The following is a 20,025-nucleotide window of genomic DNA, read 5'->3' as shown; positions in this document are numbered from 1 at the left end:
ATTTATCACACAGCACAACCGACAAAACAAGCTATTTTTCTGCATTAAAATCATATTTTGAGATTAATGCATATTTTAAAAGAGTAAACGACTGAAAATACGCTTGTATTTCTCAAGCATTGGGTTACCGTGGCAACGCGCTCCTGAGCGAGCCCGCGGGCTTTTCATCGCCGCCGTGGCTACCTATAGTGCTCACCCAACGACCCCCTACGCGCCATTCCCCCTTTAGGAGCGAAATGAGCAGTCTGAGCAAAATGTTGAGTGTGCTGGACCTTTTCGGCCCGGCATCGCTGAAGATCGACCCCGATACCATCGCCGAGCACATGGGCCTGTCACGGGCGACCGTGTACCGCTACGTCAAGGATTTGTGCGACGCCGGCCTGCTGGTCCGGGTGGATGCCGGCAGCTACGGCCTGGGGCCACGCATCATTGAGCTGGACTGGATGATGCGGCAGTACGACCCGATCCTCGTGGCCGGCCGCGAGTTGATGCACGAGCTGTCCGACGCCACTGGCCTGGCGGTGTTCGCCAGCGTTTTCTACGACGGTCGCATCATCAACACCTACATTGCCGAACCCAGTGACACCTACCAGTTTTCATTCGGCCGTGGCCAACCGCTGCCGTTTTTTCGCGGTGCGCAATCCAAGGTGTTGATCGCCTTTCAGAAGGGCCGGCGCCTGCAACGCCTGTTCGAAGAACACCTGGCCAACGACCCCGACAGCGGCCATGACTGGACAAGTTTTTCCAAGGCCGCGAAAAAGATACGCAAGGACGGCTATTGCATGACCCACGACGAACTCAACCTGGGCCTCACCGGTATCGCGGCGCCGATCGTCAACCCGGAGCTCGACGAAGTGGTGGGCAGTCTCTCGGCCGTCGGCAGCACCGACAGCTTCAAGCTGCTGCGCCAGGAAACCGTGGTTGAAATGGTGATGGACACCACCCGGCGGATTGCCGAGCGGATGCAACATCCGCCCGCCGTCGGCTAGAAACCGGAGGTGCGGCCATACCGGTGCCCTGTGGGAGCGAGCTTGCTCGCGATAGCGGTGGATCAGTTGAGATGGGTGTTGATTGGGCCGCCATCATCGCGAGCAAGCTCGCTCTCACAGGGCTTACTGAACACCCCTCTGCTTAGAACGGCACGGCCACCGTCACCTGGCTGTACACGTTGGTGCCATTGCCCGCCACTTGATTGCCCCCCGTCGTTGCATCCCGATCCGGTTTGTAGAGACCGATCAGCGGAGTGATGATCAAGTGCTCGTTCACGGCCCACTCGGCATACAGGTCCAGCTCACGGGCATCCAGGTTCAGGGCGTTGTCTTTACGCACGGTGTTGTAATCGAAGTACAACGCACCGAGGGTCAGGTTCTCCAACGGCGTGGCGGTCAGGCCGACATGATGAATGCCCGTGTTGCTGTTGAAGGGTCCGGCATAGTTACCCGCGACTTCGCCCTGGAACCAGGTGCCATAACCCGTGCTCTGCCCGGTGAACAGCGAATCCCACTTCTGCGAATAGCGGGTGTAGCGGTACGTCAGCTTGGGTGCCCAGGCCAGATCGGCAAAGGTGTAGCCGGCCTCGGCGTACCAGGCGCTCTGCGGGCCGGCGTCCTTGTCCTGCCAGGCGTATTCAAATGCCAGGCTGGCGTTCTCGATGCCCGCGTCGCCTTCCCCACGAATGCTGTAGACGTCCATGCCCTCGCGTTGCTTCTGCAAATCGCTGGCCCAGCGATCATTCACATCAAGGCCATGGATCCAGGTCAAGCCCAATGTCCCAGCCTTGGCGGTGTAGTCCAGCGTGCCGGCGGTCAGTTCGGTTTCGGCCTGGGCGCGGTTGTCGGACTTGAGCCAGACCACACTGCCATGCAGCCCGTCCTGCCCACCCAAGCGCAACACCGCGGTCTGATCGAACGCGTGCCGGGCGGCCAGGTAATAGGCGCCGCCACGATTCAAACGACCATCGGCAGGCCCTTTGCCCAGGTTCGGCCCGTCATCGTTGATCAAGAAACCCCGGCCCAGCTTGACCACCTGGCGACCGCCGGAAATATCGACACCGTCCTGCCCCAGCACGGGGAACAGGTCGGCGGAGCGCCAGCCCAGGTAAGCGTCTTCGATCTTGGTGGTGCGTTCGGACCCAAGGGAATTACCGGCCGAATCGCCATCGCCCCAAGTGGCGGAACTGACCAGGCTGAACGCCCCGTAGGCGGTGCCATGGCCGGCCAGGCCCTGGTCGCCGCTGACGCCATACTTGATAAAGCCTTCGCGCCAGGTTGAACCGCCGGGCCTGCCGTCGTAGTTCTTGCGGCTGTTGAAGTGGCCGAACACCGCCAGCATGTCGGCGTTGAGGTGCGTGTCGTCATCGGCATACAACTCATAGGCCTGGACCTGACTCGCGGCGCAAAGCGCCAGCGTACAGGCCAGACCACTGCCGAAAAATTCCATACAGGATAGGTTCCGCATGGCTGGAGCTCCTTGTGGTGCGCCTTTGAAGGCTGTCTTTATATTCAGGATCCGGCGCAGCACGCTGCGCCGGCTGGTCGGGCTAGCGGCAGTCGGCGAGCGCGCTGTCCAACACACCGACCATCAGGGCGGCCTCGTCGCAGGTGAGGGTCAGCGGTGGCGACATCACGATTTTGTTACCGATCGGGCGCAGCAATACGCCGGCGCGCCGCGCTTGCTCGGCGATACGCGAGGCCAGGCCGTTGGCCGGGTCCAGCGGCTCGCGGGGTGACCTTGTCCGCCACCAGGTCCACGGCGATCATCAAGCCCTTGCCCCGCACTTCGCCCACCACCGCATAGCGCTCGGTCAGCGGCTGCAGCTGCTCCAGCAATTGGGCACCGACTTTCCCGGCATTGCCCGGCAAGTCCTCGGCCTCGACGATGTCCAGCACCGCCAGGGCCGCCGCACAGGCGGTCGGGTGTCCGCTGTAGGTGTAGCCGTGCATGATCACGTTGCTGAAGCCCGGGCCGTTCTCGATGACATCGACGATGCGCTGGTTGAAGACCGTGGCGCCCATGGGGATGTAGCCGGCGGTGATGCCCTTGGCCAGGCACAGCACGTCGGGGGCGACGCCCCAGCCCCGACTACCGAGCATGCAGCCGGTGCGGCCGAACCCGGTGACCACTTCATCGGCGATCAACAGGATGCCGTGGCGGTCGCAGACTTCCCGCAGCTTCGTCCAGTAATGTGCCGGCGGCACGATCACGCCACCGGCACCTTGCACCGGCTCGGCGATCAGCGCGGCAATGGTCTGCGGACCGAGCAGCGCAATCTGGTCTTCCAATTGACGAATGCAGTGAGCGGTCAGTTCGTCTGGATCGCGGCAGTCCCAGGGATTGCGGTACAGCCACGGTGTATCGAGCAGATGACAGCCGGCCAATAGCGGCCCGTGGTTGTAGTGATAGACCCCATTGCCACCCACGGAAGTGCCGCCCACGTGCACGCCATGGTAGCCATTGCGCAACGATAGAAAGCGCGTGCGCCCGGGTTCGCCGCTGGCGATCCAGTATTGGCGGGCCATTTTCAGGGCTGTCTCCACCGCATCGGAACCGCCGGAACTGAACAGCACCCGCGCCATGTTCTCCTGGGCGAACATCGACGTCAGCCGCTCGGCCAGGTCGAACACCCGCGGATGGGCGATGCCGTCGAAGGTCTGGTAATAGGCCAGTTCGTCCAGTTGCGCGGCGATGGCCGCCTTCACCGAAGGCCGGTTATGACCCACGTTCACGTTCCACAGGCCGCCGACACCATCGAGCATGCGATGACCTTCGATATCGGTGATGTAGTTACCGTCGCCACGGGCGATGATCAACGTCTTGGAGCGATTGGCGGGCGCCGAAGAACTCATCGGGTGCCAGAATTTCTTCTGGGCTGTCTTGTAGTGCTCGTACATGGTTGCCGTCCTCACTTTGTTTCACGCTTGCGTACGTACAGCAGCTGCTGGCCGGTAAACTCCAGCAACCCTTCAAGGCCGAACTCGACGCCGAACCCGGACATCTTGCTGCCGCCAAACGGCGTATTCGGCTGGATCTGCGCATGGCAGTTGACCCAGGCCATGCCACATTCCAAGCGACTGGCCAGTGCCTGTGCCTGCTCGCTGTCGCCGCCCCAGACCGATCCACCCAGGCCCATGTCACCGGCATTGGCGCGGCGCAGGACGTCCTCGACATCCTCATAGGCGATCAGGGGCAACACCGGGCCGAACTGTTCCTCGTCCACCAGGCGCTGCCCGTCGGTCACATCGGCCACCAGCGTCGGCGGATAGAAAAAGCCCGGGCGGTCCAGACGGGCACCGCCGCACAACACCCGCGCTCCATGGGCACGGGCATCGGCCACCAGGTCCTCAACCAGCTTCAACTGCTCGAGGTTCTGCACCGGGCCAAACGTGACCCCAGGCGTCAGGCCGTCACCCACCACCTGACGCTGGGCGATCTTGGCCAGGGCCTCGGCAAAGGCCTCGTACTGGGATTGGTGGATGTACAAGCGCTTGAGGGCGGCGCAGGTCTGCCCCATGTTCAGGAACGCCGCCTGGAAAATGTCTTCGACCACCGCCTCGACCGACGTGCCGGGCAGCACGATGGCGGCATCGTTACCGCCCAGTTCCAGGGTCAGGCGCTTGAGGTTGCCAGCGGCGCCGCGCATCACGCTTTGGCCGGTGGCGGTCGAGCCGGTGAAGACGATTTTCTGGATGCCGGCATGGGCAGTGATCGCGCTACCGAAACCTTGTTCGCCGGTCACGCTATTGATCACGCCCCGCGGGACATGGCGCGCGATGATCTCCACCAGGCGCAGGGTGCTCAAGGGGGTCAGGCTGGACGGCTTGCTGATCACGCAGTTGCCGGCCCGCAACGCCGGCATGATGTGCCAGACGGCGATCATGAATGGCCAGTTCCAGGGCGTGATCGACGCGACGACGCCCAACGGCTTGCGGTGCAGTTCAATGCGCTGGCTCGGGGTCTCCTCCACCAACTCCACGGGAATCTGTTGTTCGGCGGCGTAACGCGTCCAGGCCACCGCGCCCATCACTTCGGAGAACGCCAGTTCCAGCGGTTTGCCCTGCTCCAGGACAATCAGCCGGGCCAACGACTCGGCGTCCTGTTCGATGTCCGCCGCGATGCTCAGCAGGCGCTGGCGGCGATCTTCATGGGTGCTGTGGCGCCACTCGACAAAGGCCGATTGCGCCGCTTCGACGGCAAGGTCCAGTTGCGCCAGGGAACCGGCCGCGCAGCGGGCGAACACCGTAGCGGTCGCCGGATTGACCACATTGAAGTGACCGTTTTCGCCGTCGACCCGGGCCCCATTGATGAGCATTTGATAATCGTGCATAGCTTCTTCCTTTCGCGCGCTGCCGGACCGTCCCGAACGACAGCGCAGTTTTTTTGTGTGGTTTGACGTGGCCCTTGACGCCCTAGAGCTTGTGGCTACCCAACGCCATGAACCGCTCAGGCGACGCCTTGCGCAATCGGGCGGCGAGGAACACACCGACGATCAGCGCGGCGGGAATGACGGCGCAAAGGCCGTAGGACAACAGCTGGCTGGCGCCGGTCAGCACGTCGAAATGAATCACTGCAAGGACCAGGACCGCCAGCAGTGCCAGGCACGAAAAGCCCGGAAGAATCCGACCGCGCCAGAGCCCCAGCTTCAACTCCGGGTGCGAGCGGAAATAGACGAATACCGCCGCCGAGGTCAGGGCCATGAGCAGGATCACGCACAACGTCGCCAGGTTGGAGAACCAGGCGAACAATTGCAGGATCGGGTCGGCATCCAACGCGGCAAAGATCAACACCACCACCGCCGCGATCAGGCTTTGCAGGACCGAGCCCATGTGCGGGCTCTGGTGCACGCGATGGGTGGTGCCCAACCGGCTGTGCAACAAACCGTCACGTCCGATGGCATAGAAGTAACGCGCCGCGGCGTTGTGGAACGCCAGCAGCCCGGCGTAGATGCTGACCATGAACAGCACGCGGATGATCTGGGTCAGCTGCGGGCCGACAAAGTGATCGGACATACCGTAGATGAACGTGGTGGGATCCTGGAGCGCCTGCAAGGTCGGCACGATCTTGTCCGCCCCTACACCAATCACCATCGCCCAGACCGACAGGGCATAGAAACCACCGATCAACAGCACCGAACTGTAGGTGGCGATGGGAATCGTACGGTGCGGGTTCCTGGCCTCCTCACCATAGATGGTGGTGGCCTCGAAGCCGATGAACGCTGCGAAGCAGAACAGCAAGCCGATGGACGGCGTGCCGCTGAATACATGGCTGCGATCGAACGAATCGAGATTGATGCCACTGTCGCCACCGGTCTTGAGGATGGCGAAATCCAGCGTCAGGATCGCCAGGTATTCGGCAATGACCACCACCGACAGCACCCGGGCCGACAGGTCGATCTTGCGATAACCAAGAATCGCGATGCTCGCCATCGCCAGGAGCGAATACGTCCACCACGGCAAATCCAGGCCAAAGACGCTGGCCATCGTGCCGCTGACCACACCGCCGAACATGCCGTACAGGCCGACCTGGAGAATGTTGTAGGCAAACATCGCCAACACCCCCGCCGCACCACCGGCCAGGCCACCCAAACCGCGAGCGGTAAATGCATAGAAACCACCGGCGTTGGTCATGTGTCGGGACATGGCGGTGTAGCCCGCCGAGAACGCCAATAACACCAGCAAGGCCAGGATCAGCAACGCCGGTGTGCCGGCGCCGTTGCCCAGCATGATGCCAATGGGGAAGCCGCCGGCGATGACGCTCAAAGGGCTCGCCGCCGAAATCACAAAGAAGATGATGAAGCCGACACCCAGGGCGCCACGCTTCAACTCCGTCGAGCTGCTGATCGGGAAAGATACGCTCATTGTTCTTGACCTTATTGTATGAGGCAGTTGTTGCTGGATCGGAGACGGCCCGCTTCACCGACTTCCAAAAGCTTATTGTTCTGCTTGCACGCTGGATTCGATGCTAGGCCCTGGCCGAAACCCTTCGCTATCCCAAAACGGCAGCATCCGAGGCGGTGCCCCAAAACAGGTCAGCCCTTGTGGCGAGGGGATTTATCCCCTCACCACAGGGACGTCGTCGCCCTACTAAGTGAACCGCATTGGCCCCATGCCAGCGCACAACGGCTGCCGATTCGGGATAACGGGAAAATGCCTCCTGCCGCAAGATAACCTCGCCCACCGCTCAGACAGCGCTGGGCCCAAAACAATAAAAGCCCCTAAGCGCAGGAAACTCTCAGCATGTTCTTCGCTCGTCTCTCTATCCAATGGCGGATCACGCTCCTGAGTGGGCTGTGCCTGCTGGCCGTCGTCGGGGCACTGACCGGAGCCTCCCTGTATCAGAACGAGCAAGGCGCCACCCTGCTCAAGCAGCAAAGCAGTCAACTGCTCGGGCGCTCGGCCCTGGAAGGTCTGCAGGCACAGGGCCTGGCACACGGTCAGCGGGTGGAACGGTTTTTCAGCGAAACGGCGATCTATGGGGAAGGCTTTGCCCAACAGGTCCTGCAACTGCGTACCCAGGCGTGGAACGGGCGACTGACGCCAGGGCAACTGCGCCGGGACCTGATCGCCGCGACCCGCCAGGCCCTTCAGAACCGCGAAAAAGTCCTCGGTTTCTACGTGGTGCTGCTTCCCGACGCACTGGTCGGTGAAGATGCCGGTTTCGCTGGACAACGCGATCTGGCCGGCAATGAAAAAGGTCGCTTCGCCCTGTACTGGTCGCAAAGCCAACCCGGGCATCTGGTACAAGAGGTGCTCAGCGAAGCCCAGATCAGCGCCAACACCGCCCCACCGGGCAGCGAGCCAGCCAACGCCTGGTACGTCTGCCCGCAGACCCAGGGGCGCACCTGCGTGACAGAGCCCTACGCGATCGAAGTCGAAGGCCAGAAGACGTTGATGAGCAGCATCTCCATACCGTTGCTGGACCAGGGCAAAGTCATCGGCGTGGTGGGCATGGACATCAGCCTCGATACCCTCCAGCAACTCGCCGCCAGCCTTGCCAACGACCTGTATCCCGGCCACAGCGAGATCAACATTCTTTCCCCGTCAGGACAAATTGCCGGCCATAGCGGCGAGGTTGACGGCACCTCCATCGACGTTCGCCAAGCCGTGCAAACCGCTCCCGCCAATACCCCCTGGCAATTGCAGATACGCGTGCCACAAGCGCTTGTGCAAGCGCCAGCCCTGCACATGCAGGCGCAGTTGGACGACAAGCATCGCCAGGCCAATTGGTTCAACCTCAGCCTGGGCTTGCTGGCTGCCGGCCTGGGACTGTTACTCATCTGGCTCACCGCTTACGGCGTGACCCGGCCGCTGCGGCGGGTGGCGCAGATGCTCGATGCGATTGTCGACGGCGACGGCGATCTCACCCAGCGCCTGCCCAACGACCGCTACGATGAGTTGGGCCATCTGGCGAGGGGGTTCAACCGTTTCCTCGACAAACTGCAACCCATCATCCGCGATATCCAGCAAGCCTCCCTGGACACCCGCGACACCGCCGATACGTCGGCGCAAGTGGCCCGGGAAGTCAGCGCGGGCATGCACACGCAGTACCGGGAAGTCGAGCTGGCAGCAACCGCCCTGCATGAAATGAGCACCAGCGCCCAGGAAGTGGCTCGCCATTCCAACCAGGCGGCCGATGCCGCCACCGTCGCTGAGAACGCAAGCCGATCGGGACGGGAATTGTTCGCCAACGCGGTCACCAGCATCGACAGCCTAGACCGGCGCCTGGAAACCACCCTCGAGCAAGTGCAGGCGCTGGCCGGCAACAGCCAGCACATCGGCCAGGTGCTGGACGTGATCTGTGCCATTGCCCAACAGACCAACCTGCTGGCCTTGAATGCCGCCATCGAAGCAGCCAGGGCGGGTGAACAAGGGCGCGGCTTCGCCGTGGTGGCCGACGAAGTTCGCCATTTGGCCAGCAACACCCAGAACTCGGTCGAGCAGATACGCACGGTGATCGAAGCACTACAACAGTTGAGCCAGGAGGTCGTGCACAGCACCCAACTGAGCCGCGAACAGGCCAGGGACAGCGTCGCTCAAGTCGAAAAGACCCATGTGGCGCTGCAACACATCACCGACGCCGTGGAAGTGATCGAACACATGAACCAGCAGATCGCCAGCGCCGCTCTGGAGCAAAGCGCTGTCGTGGAAGACATCAGTCATCGCGTCAGCGACATTCGCGGGATCAGCGAGACCTTGACCAGCCGGATGGAAGAAGCCTCGCAGGCCAGCCACTCGCTGCATGCCATGGCCAACCATCAGCAAAAGTTGGTGGGTCACTTTCGGACTTAAGGGGGATTACACAATTTCACAGAGCGCCTACAAAGCTTCACCCCTGGCACTGGCTTCGATCCCTACCATGGGCGGCTCAATAGTGGGGAAGCACCATGTCCAAGATTCCTTTTGTCACACTGAGCCTGTTGGTCGGCGCGCTGCTGCTCAGTGGCTGTGATAGCGCCTCGACTCCGCAAGCCTCCGCCCCGCTGGCAAGCGTGCGTGTCGAAACCGTCCAGGCCCGGCCACTGTCGATCAGCAACGAGCTGAGCGGCCGGATCGCCGCGCCACGGGTCGCCGAAGTCCGGGCACGGGTGGCCGGCGTGGTCTTGCAGCGGGTGTTTCATGAGGGTCGCGACGTCAAACAGGGTGAGGTGCTGTTTCGCATCGATCCGGCACCGTTCAAGGCCGACCTGGACAGTGCCGAGGCGGCGTTGCGCAAGGCCGAGGCCAATGCGTTCCAGGCCCGTTTGCAGGCACAACGTTACGCCCAGTTGATCGACGACAAGGCGATCAGTGGCCAGGATTACGACAACGCCCGGGCCAGCGTGCGCCAGACGGCCGCGGACGTCGCCGCCAACAAGGCCGCGGTGGAACGGGCGAAACTGAACCTGGGGTACGCCACGGTGACCGCACCGATTTCCGGACGCATCGGGCGCGCCCTGGTGACGGAAGGCGCCTTGGTGGGGCAGAACGAAAGCACGCCGTTGGCGCTGATCCAGCAACTGGACCCGATCCACGCCGACCTCACGCAATCGACCCGCGAACTCAACGACCTGCGCCGCGCCTTTCGCGCGGGGCTTTTGCAAGCGGTCGGCCAGGACCAGGCCAAGGCCACCTTGATCCAGGACGACGGCAGCCCTTATCCGTTGCCCGGCAAGTTGCTGTTCACCGACCTCAGCGTTGATCCGAGCACCGGCCAGATCACCCTGCGCAGCGAGTTCCCCAACCCGGACCTGGACCTGCTGCCGGGCAGTTTCATCCGCGTGCGCCTCGAACAAGCAGTCAACAGCCAGGGCATCACCGTGCCGCAACGGGCCATCCTGCGCGACAGCGCCGGAGTTGCCCAGGTCTTGCTGCTGGACGCCGAGCAGAAGGTCAGCCAGCAACCGGTGCAACTGGGCGCTGCGCAAAACGATCGCTGGGTCGTCACCCACGGTTTGAAACCCGGCGACCGCATCGTCATCGAGGGTCTGCAACACGCCCGTCCCGGCGAGCAGGTCCGAGTCGACGATTCCCCTCTTCCCCTCGCCCAGGTTCCCGGGCCACAGACAGGACACTAAGCCATGCCGCAATTTTTCATCGACCGTCCGGTATTCGCCTGGGTCGTCGCGCTGTTCATTCTGTTGTCTGGTGTCTTGGCCATTCCACAGCTGCCGGTGGCGCAATACCCGGTCGTGGCCCCGCCACAGATCGAGATCTATACCGTGTACCCGGGCGCCTCGGCGCAAACCGTGGACGAAAGCGTGGTCAGCCTGATCGAGGAAGAACTCAACGGCGCCGACAACCTGCTGTATTTCGAATCCCAAAGCAGCCTGGGCAGCGCCACCATCACCGCGACCTTCCAACCCGGGACCAACCCGGAACTGGCCCAGGTCGACGTGCAGAACCGCCTCAAAGCGGTGGAGTCGCGCCTGCCGCAAGCGGTCACGCAGCAGGGCTTGCAGGTGGACAAAGTCTCCGCCGGCTTCCTGCTGCTGATCACCCTCACCTCCAGCGACGGCAAGCTCGACGACGTGGCCCTCAGCGATTACCTGGCGCGCAACGTGATGAACGAGATCAAGCGCCTGGACGGTGTCGGCAAGGCCCAGCTGTACGGGGCCGAGCGAGCCATGCGGATCTGGATCGACCCGCAGAAACTCGTCGGCTTCAACCTGACCCCGGCCGACGTCAATGCCGCCATCGTGGCGCAGAACGCCCAGGTATCGGCCGGCAGCCTGGGGGATTTGCCGAGCCGCAGCACCCAGGAAATCACCGCGACCATCGTCGTCAAAGGCCAGCTCAACACGCCTCAAGAATTTGCCGACATTGTGCTCAAGGCCAACCCCGATGGCTCGACGGTGCGCATCGCCGACGTGGCCCGGGTGGAAATCGGCAGCCAGGAATACCAGTTTTCCACGCGCCTGAACGGCAAGCCGTCCACCGCGGTGGCGGTGCAACTGTCGCCGGGCGCCAATGCCTTGAACACCGCGACCCTGGTGCGCAACAAGATGGACGAGCTGTCGCGCTACTTCCCGGCTGGCGTGGAATACAAGATTCCCTACGACACCTCCCCCTTCGTCAAAGTCTCGATCACCAAAGTGATCTATACCCTCGGCGAAGCGATGCTGCTGGTATTCGCGGTGATGTTCCTGTTCCTGCAGAACATCCGCTACACCCTGATCCCGACCCTGGTGGTGCCGGTGGCGTTGATGGGCACCTTCGCGACGATGCTCGCGCTGGGGTTCTCGATCAACGTGCTGACCATGTTCGGCATGGTGCTGGCCATCGGCATCCTGGTGGACGATGCCATCGTGGTGGTGGAGAACGTCGAGCGGATCATGGCCCAGGAAGGCTTGTCGCCCAAAGAGGCCACGCGCAAGGCCATGGGGCAGATCACCGGTGCCATCATCGGCATCACCCTGGTGCTGGTGGCGGTGTTCCTTCCGATGGCGTTCATGCAGGGCTCGGTGGGGGTGATTTATCAGCAGTTCTCGCTGTCCATGGCGACGTCGATCCTGTTCTCGGCCTTTCTCGCCCTGACCTTGACCCCGGCGCTTTGCGCGACCTTGCTCAAGCCGGTCGCCCCGGGTGACCACCACGCCAAAAGCGGTTTCTTCGGCTGGTTCAACCGTGGCTTCGACCGATTCGGCGACCGCTATCAGGGTTGGGTGGCCTATGCGCTGAAACGCAGCGGCCGTTATCTGCTGATCTACGGCGTGCTGCTGGTGGGCATGGGCCTGCTGTTCAGTCGCCTGCCCTCCTCGTTCCTGCCGGTGGAAGACCAGGGCTACACCATCACCGACATCCAGTTGCCACCGGGCGCGAGTAAAAACCGGACGGTGCAGGTGGTGGAGCAGATCGAAGCCCACAACGCCGGCGAGCCGGGGGTCGGCGACAGCACGATCATTCTCGGTTTCAGCTTCTCCGGCAGTGGGCAGAACGCGGCCCTGGCCTTCACCACCCTCAAGGACTGGTCGCAGCGCGGTGCCGAGGATTCGGCGGCGTCGATCGCCGACCGTGCCAATCTGGCGCTGGGTCAAATCAAGGACGCCATGGCGTTCTCGGTGCTGCCACCACCCGTGGATGGCCTGGGCACTTCCAGCGGTTTCGAGTTCCGTTTGCAGGACCGGGGTGGCCTCGGCCATGCCACCTTGATGCAGGCCCGCAGCGAATTGCTCGCCGCCGCCGAAAAAAGCCCGATGCTGATGAATGTGCGCGAAAGCGCCCTGGCCGAAGCGCCGCAGGTGCAATTGGAGGTCGACCGCAAGCAAGCCAATGCCCTGGGCATTTCCTTTGCCGATGTTGGCAGCGTGTTGTCCACGGCGGTGGGTTCGGCCTACATCAACGACTTCCCCAACCAGGGACGCATGCAGCGGGTGGTGGTCCAGGCTGAGGGCGACCAGCGCAGCCAGGTCGAGGATCTGCTGAAGATCCACGTGCGCAACAGCAGTGGGAAAATGGTCCCGTTGTCGGCATTCGTCCAGGCCCGCTGGACCCAGGGGCCGGCGCAACTGACTCGCTATAACGGTTATCCGGCGGTGAGCATTTCCGGCGAACCGGCACCGGGCTACAGCACCGGGCAAGCCATGGCCGAAATCGAACGGCTGGTGGCCCAGGGGCCGACGGGCCTGGGCCAGGAATGGACCGGGTTGTCCTTGCAGGAACGCTTGTCCGGCAGCCAGGCGCCGATCCTGTTAGGTCTGTCGCTGCTGGTGGTGTTCCTGTGCCTGGCGGCGCTGTACGAGAGCTGGTCGATTCCGACCTCGGTGTTGCTGGTAGTGCCGCTGGGGGTGCTGGGTGCGGTATTGGCCGTGTCGTTGCGCGGCATGCCCAATGATGTGTTCTTCAAGATCGGGCTGATCACCATCATCGGTCTGTCGGCGAAGAACGCGATCCTGATCATTGAGTTCGCCAAGAGCCTGTACGACGAAGGCCACGATCTGATCGACGCAACGCTTGAGGCCGCACGCCTGCGCCTGCGACCGATCATCATGACTTCGCTGGCGTTCATCCTTGGCGTGGTGCCGCTGGCGATTGCCACCGGGGCCAGCTCGGCGAGCCAGCAGGCCATCGGCACCGGGGTGATCGGCGGGATGATCAGCGCCACGCTGGCGGTGGTGTTCGTGCCGGTGTTTTTTGTGGTGGTGATGAAGCGTGTCAGGCGTGTTGATGCCAAGTGAGGCTAGGCCTTATAGCCGGCCTGGTTCTCCCGGTCCTACTCCGTTTCCATTGTGGGAGCGAGCTTGCTCGCGATGGCGGCCTCGCGGCTGGCCTGGATGTTGGTGATTGAGTACATATCCATTGCTGCGGTAACGGCTGCTTAGGGTTCCGCTTTTACAGCGGGTCACTTTTGAAGAGCCCGGAAGCCGGCCCAGTCAAAAGTAACCAAAACGCTTCTGCCCCACCACTCGGCACCTCGCCTAGGCTCGGTGTGCCCGAACGAAGGCATTGCTCCGTGGGCCCGCCGCGAAGGGCCATCCATGGCCCAGCGCGGCTATCCCGGCATCCATGCCGGGATGCCCACTCCACAATGCCTGCGTTCGGCCAGCGTGGTTAACGGGGCGCCGAGATCAACGTCCACCACGAGGCGGCCTGATAGCCGACCTGGTTCTTGGTGAGACCACGTTCCCCCTGTGGGAGCGGGCTTGCTCGCGAAGGCGGCCTTACAGCCGACCTGTTTCTCCGGCCATGCCCTGATCCATTGTGGGAGCGAGCCTGCTCGCGAAGGCAGCCTTACAGCCGACCTGTTTCTTGGTGAGACCGCGTTCCCCCTGTGGGAGCGGGCTTGCTCGCGAAGGCGGCCTTACAGCCGACCTGTTTCTCCGGCCATGCCCTGATCCATTGTGGGAGCGAGCCTGCTCGCGAAGGCAGCCTTACAGCCGACCTGTTTCTTGGTGAGACCGCGCTCCCCCTGTGGGAGCGAGCTTGCTCGCGAAGGCGGCAGCAAGCCCAACCATCAGTCCGCCTGCACCGTGACCTGGCGCTGTTCGCCCAACCCCTCGATCCCCAGGCGAATGGTCTGGCCCGGCCGCAGGAACACCGGGTTGGGCTTGATGCCCAGGCCAACACCCGGTGGTGTGCCGGTCGAGATGACGTCGCCGGGTTGCAGGCTCATGCACCGGCTCAGGTAGGCAATCAGCTGCGGCACGCTGAAGATCAGCGTCCGGGTATTGCCGTTCTGATAGCGGTGTCCGTCGACCTCCAGCCACAGGTCCAGCGTATGGGGGTCGGCGATTTCGTCCTGGGTCACCAGCCAGGGCCCGAGAGGACCGAAGGTGTCGAAACCCTTCCCCTTGTCCCAGGTGCCACCGCGCTCCAGCTGCCACTCGCGCTCGGACACATCGTTAATGACGCAGTAGCCAGCGACATGCTCCATGGCATTGGCTTCGTCGATGTAGCGCCCGCCTTTACCGATGACCACGCCCAGTTCGACTTCCCAATCGGTCTTGAGCGACCCACGGGGGATCTGGATGTCGTCGTTCGGCCCGCAAATGGCACTGGTCCATTTGTTGAAGATGATCGGCTCTTTCGGCACCTCCATGTTCGACTCGGCGGCATGGTCGGCATAGTTCAGGCCGATACAGATGAATTTGCCGACCTGGCCGACACAAGCACCGATGCGCGGCTGGCCGACCACGAGCGGCAAGCTGCGCGGGTCCAGGGCGGCGAGCGCTGCCAAGCTCTCCGCGCCCAGGACCTGTCCGGCGATGTCCGGCACATGGCCCGAGAGGTCGCGGATTTGATTGTCATCATCCAGCAGCCCGGGTTTTTCCGAACCTTTTTCGCCGTAACGCAACAGTTTCATGAAGTGCTCCTGCTCAATTGAAAATTCAGAGGCTCATGCCGCCATCAATCACGTGCACCGCCCCGGTGGTGTAGGCGGACGCATCGCTGCCCAGGTACACCGCCAATTGCGCGATTTCCTCGGTGCTGCCGATACGCCCCATCGGCTGGCGGTCGAGAAATTGCCGGTAGACCTGCGCCTCATCGACGCCCTGTTGCGCGGCCTGGTCGGCGATGCGCTGGCGCAGCGAAGGCGAATCCACGGTGCCCGGGCATATCGCGTTGCAACGGATGCCCTGGCTGACGAAGTCGATGGCGACGGATTTGGTCAACCCCACCACCGCCGCCTTGCTAGTCGCATAGGCGAAGCGATTGGGCACGCCCTTGATACTGGAGGCCACCGACGACATGTTGATGATCGAGCCACCGCCACGGGCCAGCATGCCCGGCAGGAATACGCGGATCATCCGGTACATGGCCGTAACATTGAGGTCCATCGAACGCGCCCAGGCCGCTTCATCGCATTCCAGAATATTGCCGCTGTGCACGTAGCCTGCGCAGTTGAACAGCACATCGAGCCCGCCGATACGTTCGCAAGCGGCGCTGATGGCAGCGGTCGACGTGACGTCCAGGGGCATGGCGGTGATTCCTTCGATCCCCGCCAGTGCATGGATATCGATGTCAGTGGCGAACACCTCGGCCCCGGCCCGGGCGAAGGCAAGGGCGCTGGCCAAGCCAATGCCCTGCCCCGCAGCCGTCACCAGCACGCGCTTGTTTTGTAGACTCATGCGGTCTCCAGTTGCGCTGCCGTGATGGCCTGCTTAGGGGTCCTGCCGAGCATCGAGGCAGGGATGGCCAAGATCAACCCGCCGCTGACCAAAAGACACAAGGCGAGCACATAAGTGCCGTTGTTGATGTTGCCCGTGAGGGTTTCGGCCACAGCGGTGATCATCGAGCCGGTAAAGCCGGACAGGTTGCCGATGGCGTTGATCATGCCAATGCCGGCTGCGGCGGCGACGCCCGACAGCACGGTACCCGGCAGGGTCCAGAAAATCGGCATCAGACTGAGGATCCCCGAAGCGGAGACGCTGAGGAAGAGCACGGACAACACCAGGTTGTCAGCGAAAAAGGCACTGAGGATCAGGCCGACGCCACCAATAAACGCCGGAATCGCCGCATGCAAGCGCCGCTCACCGGTGCGGTTGGAGTGCCGGGCATTAAGCAGCATCGCCACCACCGCCACCGAGTAAGGGATGGCGGTGAGCAGACCGATGTGCAAGCTGTTGGTGATGCCGGTGCTCTTGATGATCGACGGCATCCAGAACGCCAGGCCATAGAAGCCGGTGTTGAAGGTCAGCAGGATCAACACCAGCAACCACACCCGAGGGTTGAAGAACACTTCGCTCAAGCGCGTGGCCTTGCCCTGGTTGTCGGTTTGCAGATTGGCCTTGAGCAGGGCTTTTTCCGCGACGGTCAGCCATTTGGCTTTGTCGATGTTGTCGGCCAGACAGACGATCACCACGAACGCCATGATGATCGACGGAATGCCTTCGATGAGCAGCATCCATTGCCAGCCAGACAAACCATGCACCCCTTGCATGCTGTTCATCAGCCAACCGGAGAGTATGCCGCCCAAGGTCAGGCTCACCGGCAGCGCCAGCAGGAACCCGGACATCACCCGGCTCTGGCGGTGGGTCGGAAACCAGTAGTTGAGGTAGAGGATCACTCCAGGGAAAAAGCCCGCTTCGCAGATGCCCAAGAGGAAGCGCAGCACATAGAACATCGTGCTCGATTCGAGGTGGAAGAAAGCCGCCAGCGGTACGGTGTAGGCCACGGCCATGGAGATCACCGCCCAACTGAGCATGATCCGGGCGATCCAGAACCTTGCGCCAAAGCGATGCAGCAACAGGTTGCTGGGCACTTCGAAGAGGAAATAGCCCCAGAAAAACATACTGGCGCCCAAGGCATACACGGTGTTGCTGAATTGCAGCTCGTTGAGCATGTCGAGCTTGGCGAACCCGATGTTCACCCGATCGAGGTATGCCGCCATGTAGCACAACAGCAACACGGGCAGGATCCGCCAGATGACCTTGCGGTAGGTCCGGTCTTCAAAATCGAGCTCGCCGGCTTGCGCCTGAGCGGGCAACTGCTCGGAGATGGTTTGCATGAGGTAACCCCTGATTGTTTTTATTGGGTCACGTCGAATGAACGAATCATCCGGCGATTGAACGAGGACTCTACTGTCGGGAATCGATTCTTTCCCAATGGCATTTTTGGATTAGTCGATAACGTATTGTTATCGAGACTTGGGTTTGGCAAGGGGGCTACTGCGTAGCCCAGCGGGAGCAAGCTCCCTCGCCACAGGGTTCGGTGCAGGCTGATCCTCCGCCATCGCGAGCAAGCTCGCTCCCACAGATGTTTCGTGTTGGCTGAGAGATTCGCGACACTCCCGCCCCCTGTGGGAGCGAGCTTGCTCGCGATGGCGGCGGCACATTCAACGGCTCAGACGGGCGTTGTCCTTGAGGATATCGGCAAACTCCAGCGCCGCGCCCACCAATGGCTCATCCTTTCGCGTGAGGATGCCGTAGTCCTGCGGCACCAGGTGCAGCGGAGTATCGAGGGTCTTGAGTTGACCGCTTTCGAGCAGCGGATCGACCATGGCATTGGGCAGCATGCCGATCATGGGCCCTCGTTGCAGGACCTGGAGGAAGGTCTGCATGGAAATGGTGTCGATGGTGTTGCGCGGCATCCCCACCCCGGCTTCGGCAAAGGCCAGTTCCATGCGTGCGCGGATCGGCGTACCGATCGGGTAGAGAATCCACGGCAGGTCCACCAGTTGCTGCAAGGATGTCGGCCCGGCATTCGCCAGCGGATGGCGGTCATTGACCACGATGCAGAACGGTTCCGGGGCCAGGGGTTGGAAGTCGTAGCGCTGGTGCTGGCTTTGCTCGGTAAACCGGGCCACCGCCAGATCGAGCTTTTTCTCTTCAAGCATCTTCATCAAATGGTTGCTGGTCTGCTCCACCACCTCGATGGACAGCAAGGGCCAGCGTTGCTTGATCTGCAGGATCGCCTCGGGCAAGGCCACCGCCGTTGCGGCAAAGATACCGCCGACCTTGAGGTAGCCATGGCCGCCTTCGCGCAGGCTGCTGATTTGCTCGACGAACGAACGTGCGTCGTTCAAGGCGATCTGCGCGTAACGCAACACATGTTCGCCCAGTGCGGTGGGCGGCATGCTCCGGGGTCGGCGTTCGAACAGGGCGAAGCCGAGCAGGCTTTCGATTTCCTTGAGCATCTTGCTCACGGCCGGCTGGCTGAGGTTCATCTGCTCGGCCGCCAAATGCATGTTGCAGGTGCGCCCCAAGGTATCGATCAGCAGCAGATGGCGGAATTTGAGCCAGCCGCAGAAGCTGGAGAAAGACAGATCGGACATGGGCAATCCTCGACGATGCAATAACCGGACGTTATCAGATACTGAATATATCTCATTGGAGTTCATCAACTGCGCGCCCTAGCTTGAAAGCTTTACGAACCAGGAAGACTGCCCATGTCGCTGATGCTTACTCCCGAGAACACCCTGCCCGTCGATGGCGTCGTCGGCACCCTGATTGGTCGTGCCTGGGTGCCTGGCCGTATCGCCGGACCTTCCCCCGTGGTGCTGCGCAGTGACGGGGTGTTCGACCTGTCAGAACGTTTTGCGACATTGAGTGACTTGCTGGAAACAGAGTCCCCCCTGGCCGCCGTCAGGCAGACACCCGGCACTTTCATCGCCAGCGTCGAAGCGCTGCTGGCCAACACCGGCGTTCATGCCGCCCCGACCAAGCCGTATCTGTTGCCGCCACTGGACTTGCAAGTGATCAAGGCCGCCGGTGTGACCTTCGCCGCCAGCATGATTGAGCGGGTGATCGAGGAACAGGCCGGCGGCGACGCGGCAAGAGCCGAGGCCGTACGCGCCACCGTACACGGCGTGATCGGCGACAACCTGCGCGCCATCGTGCCGGGTTCCGAGCAAGCCATGCGCCTGAAAGCCTTGCTCATCGAACAAGGCATGTGGTCGCAGTACCTGGAAGTCGGCATCGGCCCGGATGCGGAGATCTTCACCAAGGCGCCGGTCCTGGCCGCCGTGGGCAGCGGCAGCCGCATCGGCATTCATCCGATATCGCAATGGAACAACCCGGAACCGGAAGTGGTGCTGGCGGTGAACAGCCGTGGCCAGATCCACGGCGCCACCCTGGGCAACGACGTCAACCTGCGAGACATCGAAGGTCGCAGCGCGCTGTTGCTGAGCAAAGCCAAGGACAACAACGCGTCCTGCGCCATCGGGCCGTTCATTCGCCTGTTTGACGAACACTTCAGCCTGGATGACGTCCGCGCCTGCGTGGTCGACCTCCAGGTACAAGGCGAAGATGGCTACCGTCTGCACGGTTCGAGTTCCATGAGCCAGATCAGCCGTGACCCGCAGGACCTGGTAGGCCAGACGCTCAACGCCAACCACCAATATCCGGATGGTTTTGTGCTGTTTCTCGGTACCCTGTTCGCCCCCACCGAAGACCGCGACCATCCCGGCAGCGGTTTCACCCACAAGCGCGGGGACCGGGTCAGCATCAGCAGCCCGTTGCTCGGCAGCCTGCATAACCAGGTGACACACAGCTGCGACGCGGCCCCCTGGACCTTTGGCGTCAGTGCCTTGTTGCGCAACCTCTCCGCCCGCGGACTGCTGGGGCGCTGAACCACGACCGTGACCGATTCATCCCATTACAAGAGAGACCTGAAT

The 20,025-nt window shown here is 62.4% G+C and carries 12 protein-coding genes and 2 pseudogenes; 6 read left to right on the top strand and 8 right to left on the bottom strand.

The annotated features are described in order from the left end of the window. Window positions 1-236 precede the first annotated feature (236 nt). Window positions 237-989: an IclR family transcriptional regulator gene (locus tag PSH84_RS16865; RefSeq protein WP_305481406.1), complete on the top strand. Its 753-nt coding sequence runs from the start codon at window positions 237-239 to the stop codon at window positions 987-989. Between the two features lie 142 nt (window positions 990-1,131). Here PSH84_RS16865 and PSH84_RS16860 read toward each other — a convergent pair whose 3' ends face one another. From PSH84_RS16860 to PSH84_RS16845, 4 genes and pseudogenes are all read right to left on the bottom strand, one after another. Then, window positions 1,132-2,457, bottom strand: a complete 1,326-nt coding sequence (locus PSH84_RS16860; protein ID WP_305481405.1) for an alginate export family protein — start codon at window positions 2,455-2,457, stop codon at window positions 1,132-1,134. 82 nt (window positions 2,458-2,539) lie between these two features. After that, a pseudogene (locus PSH84_RS16855) lies at window positions 2,540-3,890 on the bottom strand (aminotransferase class III-fold pyridoxal phosphate-dependent enzyme). 11 nt (window positions 3,891-3,901) lie between these two features. Further along, a complete protein-coding gene (locus PSH84_RS16850) occupies window positions 3,902-5,323 on the bottom strand; it encodes an aldehyde dehydrogenase family protein (protein WP_305481404.1) in 1,422 nt (473 codons plus the stop codon). Between the two features lie 82 nt (window positions 5,324-5,405). After that, on the bottom strand, window positions 5,406-6,854 hold the full coding sequence (locus PSH84_RS16845; protein WP_122566332.1) for an APC family permease: 1,449 nt from the start codon (window positions 6,852-6,854) through the stop codon (window positions 5,406-5,408). 378 nt (window positions 6,855-7,232) lie between these two features. On the opposite strand from PSH84_RS16845, the pseudogene PSH84_RS29040 reads away from it, so the two are divergent. The 4 genes and pseudogenes from PSH84_RS29040 to PSH84_RS16830 form a co-directional block, all read left to right on the top strand. Then, window positions 7,233-8,378 (top strand): annotated as a pseudogene (locus PSH84_RS29040) (cache domain-containing protein); the annotation flags it as partial. A 150-nt stretch (window positions 8,379-8,528) separates the two neighbouring features. After that, complete coding sequence (locus tag PSH84_RS29035) at window positions 8,529-9,284, top strand: methyl-accepting chemotaxis protein (RefSeq protein WP_436278750.1); 756 nt, start codon at window positions 8,529-8,531, stop codon at window positions 9,282-9,284. Window positions 9,285-9,379: 95 nt separating this feature from the next. After that, window positions 9,380-10,549, top strand: a complete 1,170-nt coding sequence (locus PSH84_RS16835) for an efflux RND transporter periplasmic adaptor subunit (RefSeq protein ID WP_305481402.1) — start codon at window positions 9,380-9,382, stop codon at window positions 10,547-10,549. A gap of 3 nt (window positions 10,550-10,552) precedes the next feature. Beyond that, a complete protein-coding gene (locus PSH84_RS16830) occupies window positions 10,553-13,648 on the top strand; it encodes a multidrug efflux RND transporter permease subunit (protein ID WP_305481401.1) in 3,096 nt (1,031 codons plus the stop codon). A gap of 776 nt (window positions 13,649-14,424) precedes the next feature. Here the strand turns inward: PSH84_RS16830 and PSH84_RS16825 are convergent. From PSH84_RS16825 to PSH84_RS16810, 4 genes are all read right to left on the bottom strand, one after another. Then, window positions 14,425-15,273 carry an ureidoglycolate lyase gene (locus PSH84_RS16825; protein ID WP_305481400.1) on the bottom strand — a complete coding sequence of 283 codons (849 nt, stop codon included), beginning with the start codon at window positions 15,271-15,273 and terminating at the stop codon, window positions 14,425-14,427. 25 nt (window positions 15,274-15,298) lie between these two features. Continuing rightward, entirely contained in the window at window positions 15,299-16,039 is a 741-nt protein-coding gene (locus PSH84_RS16820; RefSeq protein ID WP_305481399.1) for an SDR family oxidoreductase, read from the bottom strand. Then, window positions 16,036-17,418, bottom strand: a complete 1,383-nt coding sequence (locus PSH84_RS16815) for an MFS transporter (RefSeq protein ID WP_122568392.1) — start codon at window positions 17,416-17,418, stop codon at window positions 16,036-16,038. The genes PSH84_RS16820 and PSH84_RS16815 overlap by 4 nt, the downstream gene beginning before the upstream one ends. Before the next feature lie 327 nt (window positions 17,419-17,745). Beyond that, window positions 17,746-18,684: a LysR family transcriptional regulator gene (locus PSH84_RS16810; protein ID WP_122568391.1), complete on the bottom strand. Its 939-nt coding sequence runs from the start codon at window positions 18,682-18,684 to the stop codon at window positions 17,746-17,748. Between the two features lie 114 nt (window positions 18,685-18,798). On the opposite strand from PSH84_RS16810, the gene PSH84_RS16805 reads away from it, so the two are divergent. Further along, window positions 18,799-19,980: a fumarylacetoacetate hydrolase family protein gene (locus tag PSH84_RS16805; protein ID WP_305481398.1), complete on the top strand. Its 1,182-nt coding sequence runs from the start codon at window positions 18,799-18,801 to the stop codon at window positions 19,978-19,980. Window positions 19,981-20,025: the final 45 nt, after the last annotated feature.

The organism is Pseudomonas beijingensis (assembly GCF_030687295.1).
Lineage (GTDB): Bacteria > Pseudomonadota > Gammaproteobacteria > Pseudomonadales > Pseudomonadaceae > Aquipseudomonas > Aquipseudomonas beijingensis.
Note: the sequence above shows the minus strand (reverse complement) of the source record. Positions and strands in the feature narration are given on the sequence as shown.

Coding starts and splice junctions, on each gene's coding strand:
- PSH84_RS16865 (WP_305481406.1), top strand. CDS start 237: ATGAGCAGTCTGAGCAAAATGTTGAGTGTGCTGGACCTTTTCGGCCCG.
- PSH84_RS16860 (WP_305481405.1), bottom strand. CDS start 2,457: ATGCGGAACCTATCCTGTATGGAATTTTTCGGCAGTGGTCTGGCCTGT.
- PSH84_RS16850 (WP_305481404.1), bottom strand. CDS start 5,323: ATGCACGATTATCAAATGCTCATCAATGGGGCCCGGGTCGACGGCGAA.
- PSH84_RS16845 (WP_122566332.1), bottom strand. CDS start 6,854: ATGAGCGTATCTTTCCCGATCAGCAGCTCGACGGAGTTGAAGCGTGGC.
- PSH84_RS29035 (WP_436278750.1), top strand. CDS start 8,529: ATGCACACGCAGTACCGGGAAGTCGAGCTGGCAGCAACCGCCCTGCAT.
- PSH84_RS16835 (WP_305481402.1), top strand. CDS start 9,380: ATGTCCAAGATTCCTTTTGTCACACTGAGCCTGTTGGTCGGCGCGCTG.
- PSH84_RS16830 (WP_305481401.1), top strand. CDS start 10,553: ATGCCGCAATTTTTCATCGACCGTCCGGTATTCGCCTGGGTCGTCGCG.
- PSH84_RS16825 (WP_305481400.1), bottom strand. CDS start 15,273: ATGAAACTGTTGCGTTACGGCGAAAAAGGTTCGGAAAAACCCGGGCTG.
- PSH84_RS16820 (WP_305481399.1), bottom strand. CDS start 16,039: ATGAGTCTACAAAACAAGCGCGTGCTGGTGACGGCTGCGGGGCAGGGC.
- PSH84_RS16815 (WP_122568392.1), bottom strand. CDS start 17,418: ATGCAAACCATCTCCGAGCAGTTGCCCGCTCAGGCGCAAGCCGGCGAG.
- PSH84_RS16810 (WP_122568391.1), bottom strand. CDS start 18,684: ATGTCCGATCTGTCTTTCTCCAGCTTCTGCGGCTGGCTCAAATTCCGC.
- PSH84_RS16805 (WP_305481398.1), top strand. CDS start 18,799: ATGTCGCTGATGCTTACTCCCGAGAACACCCTGCCCGTCGATGGCGTC.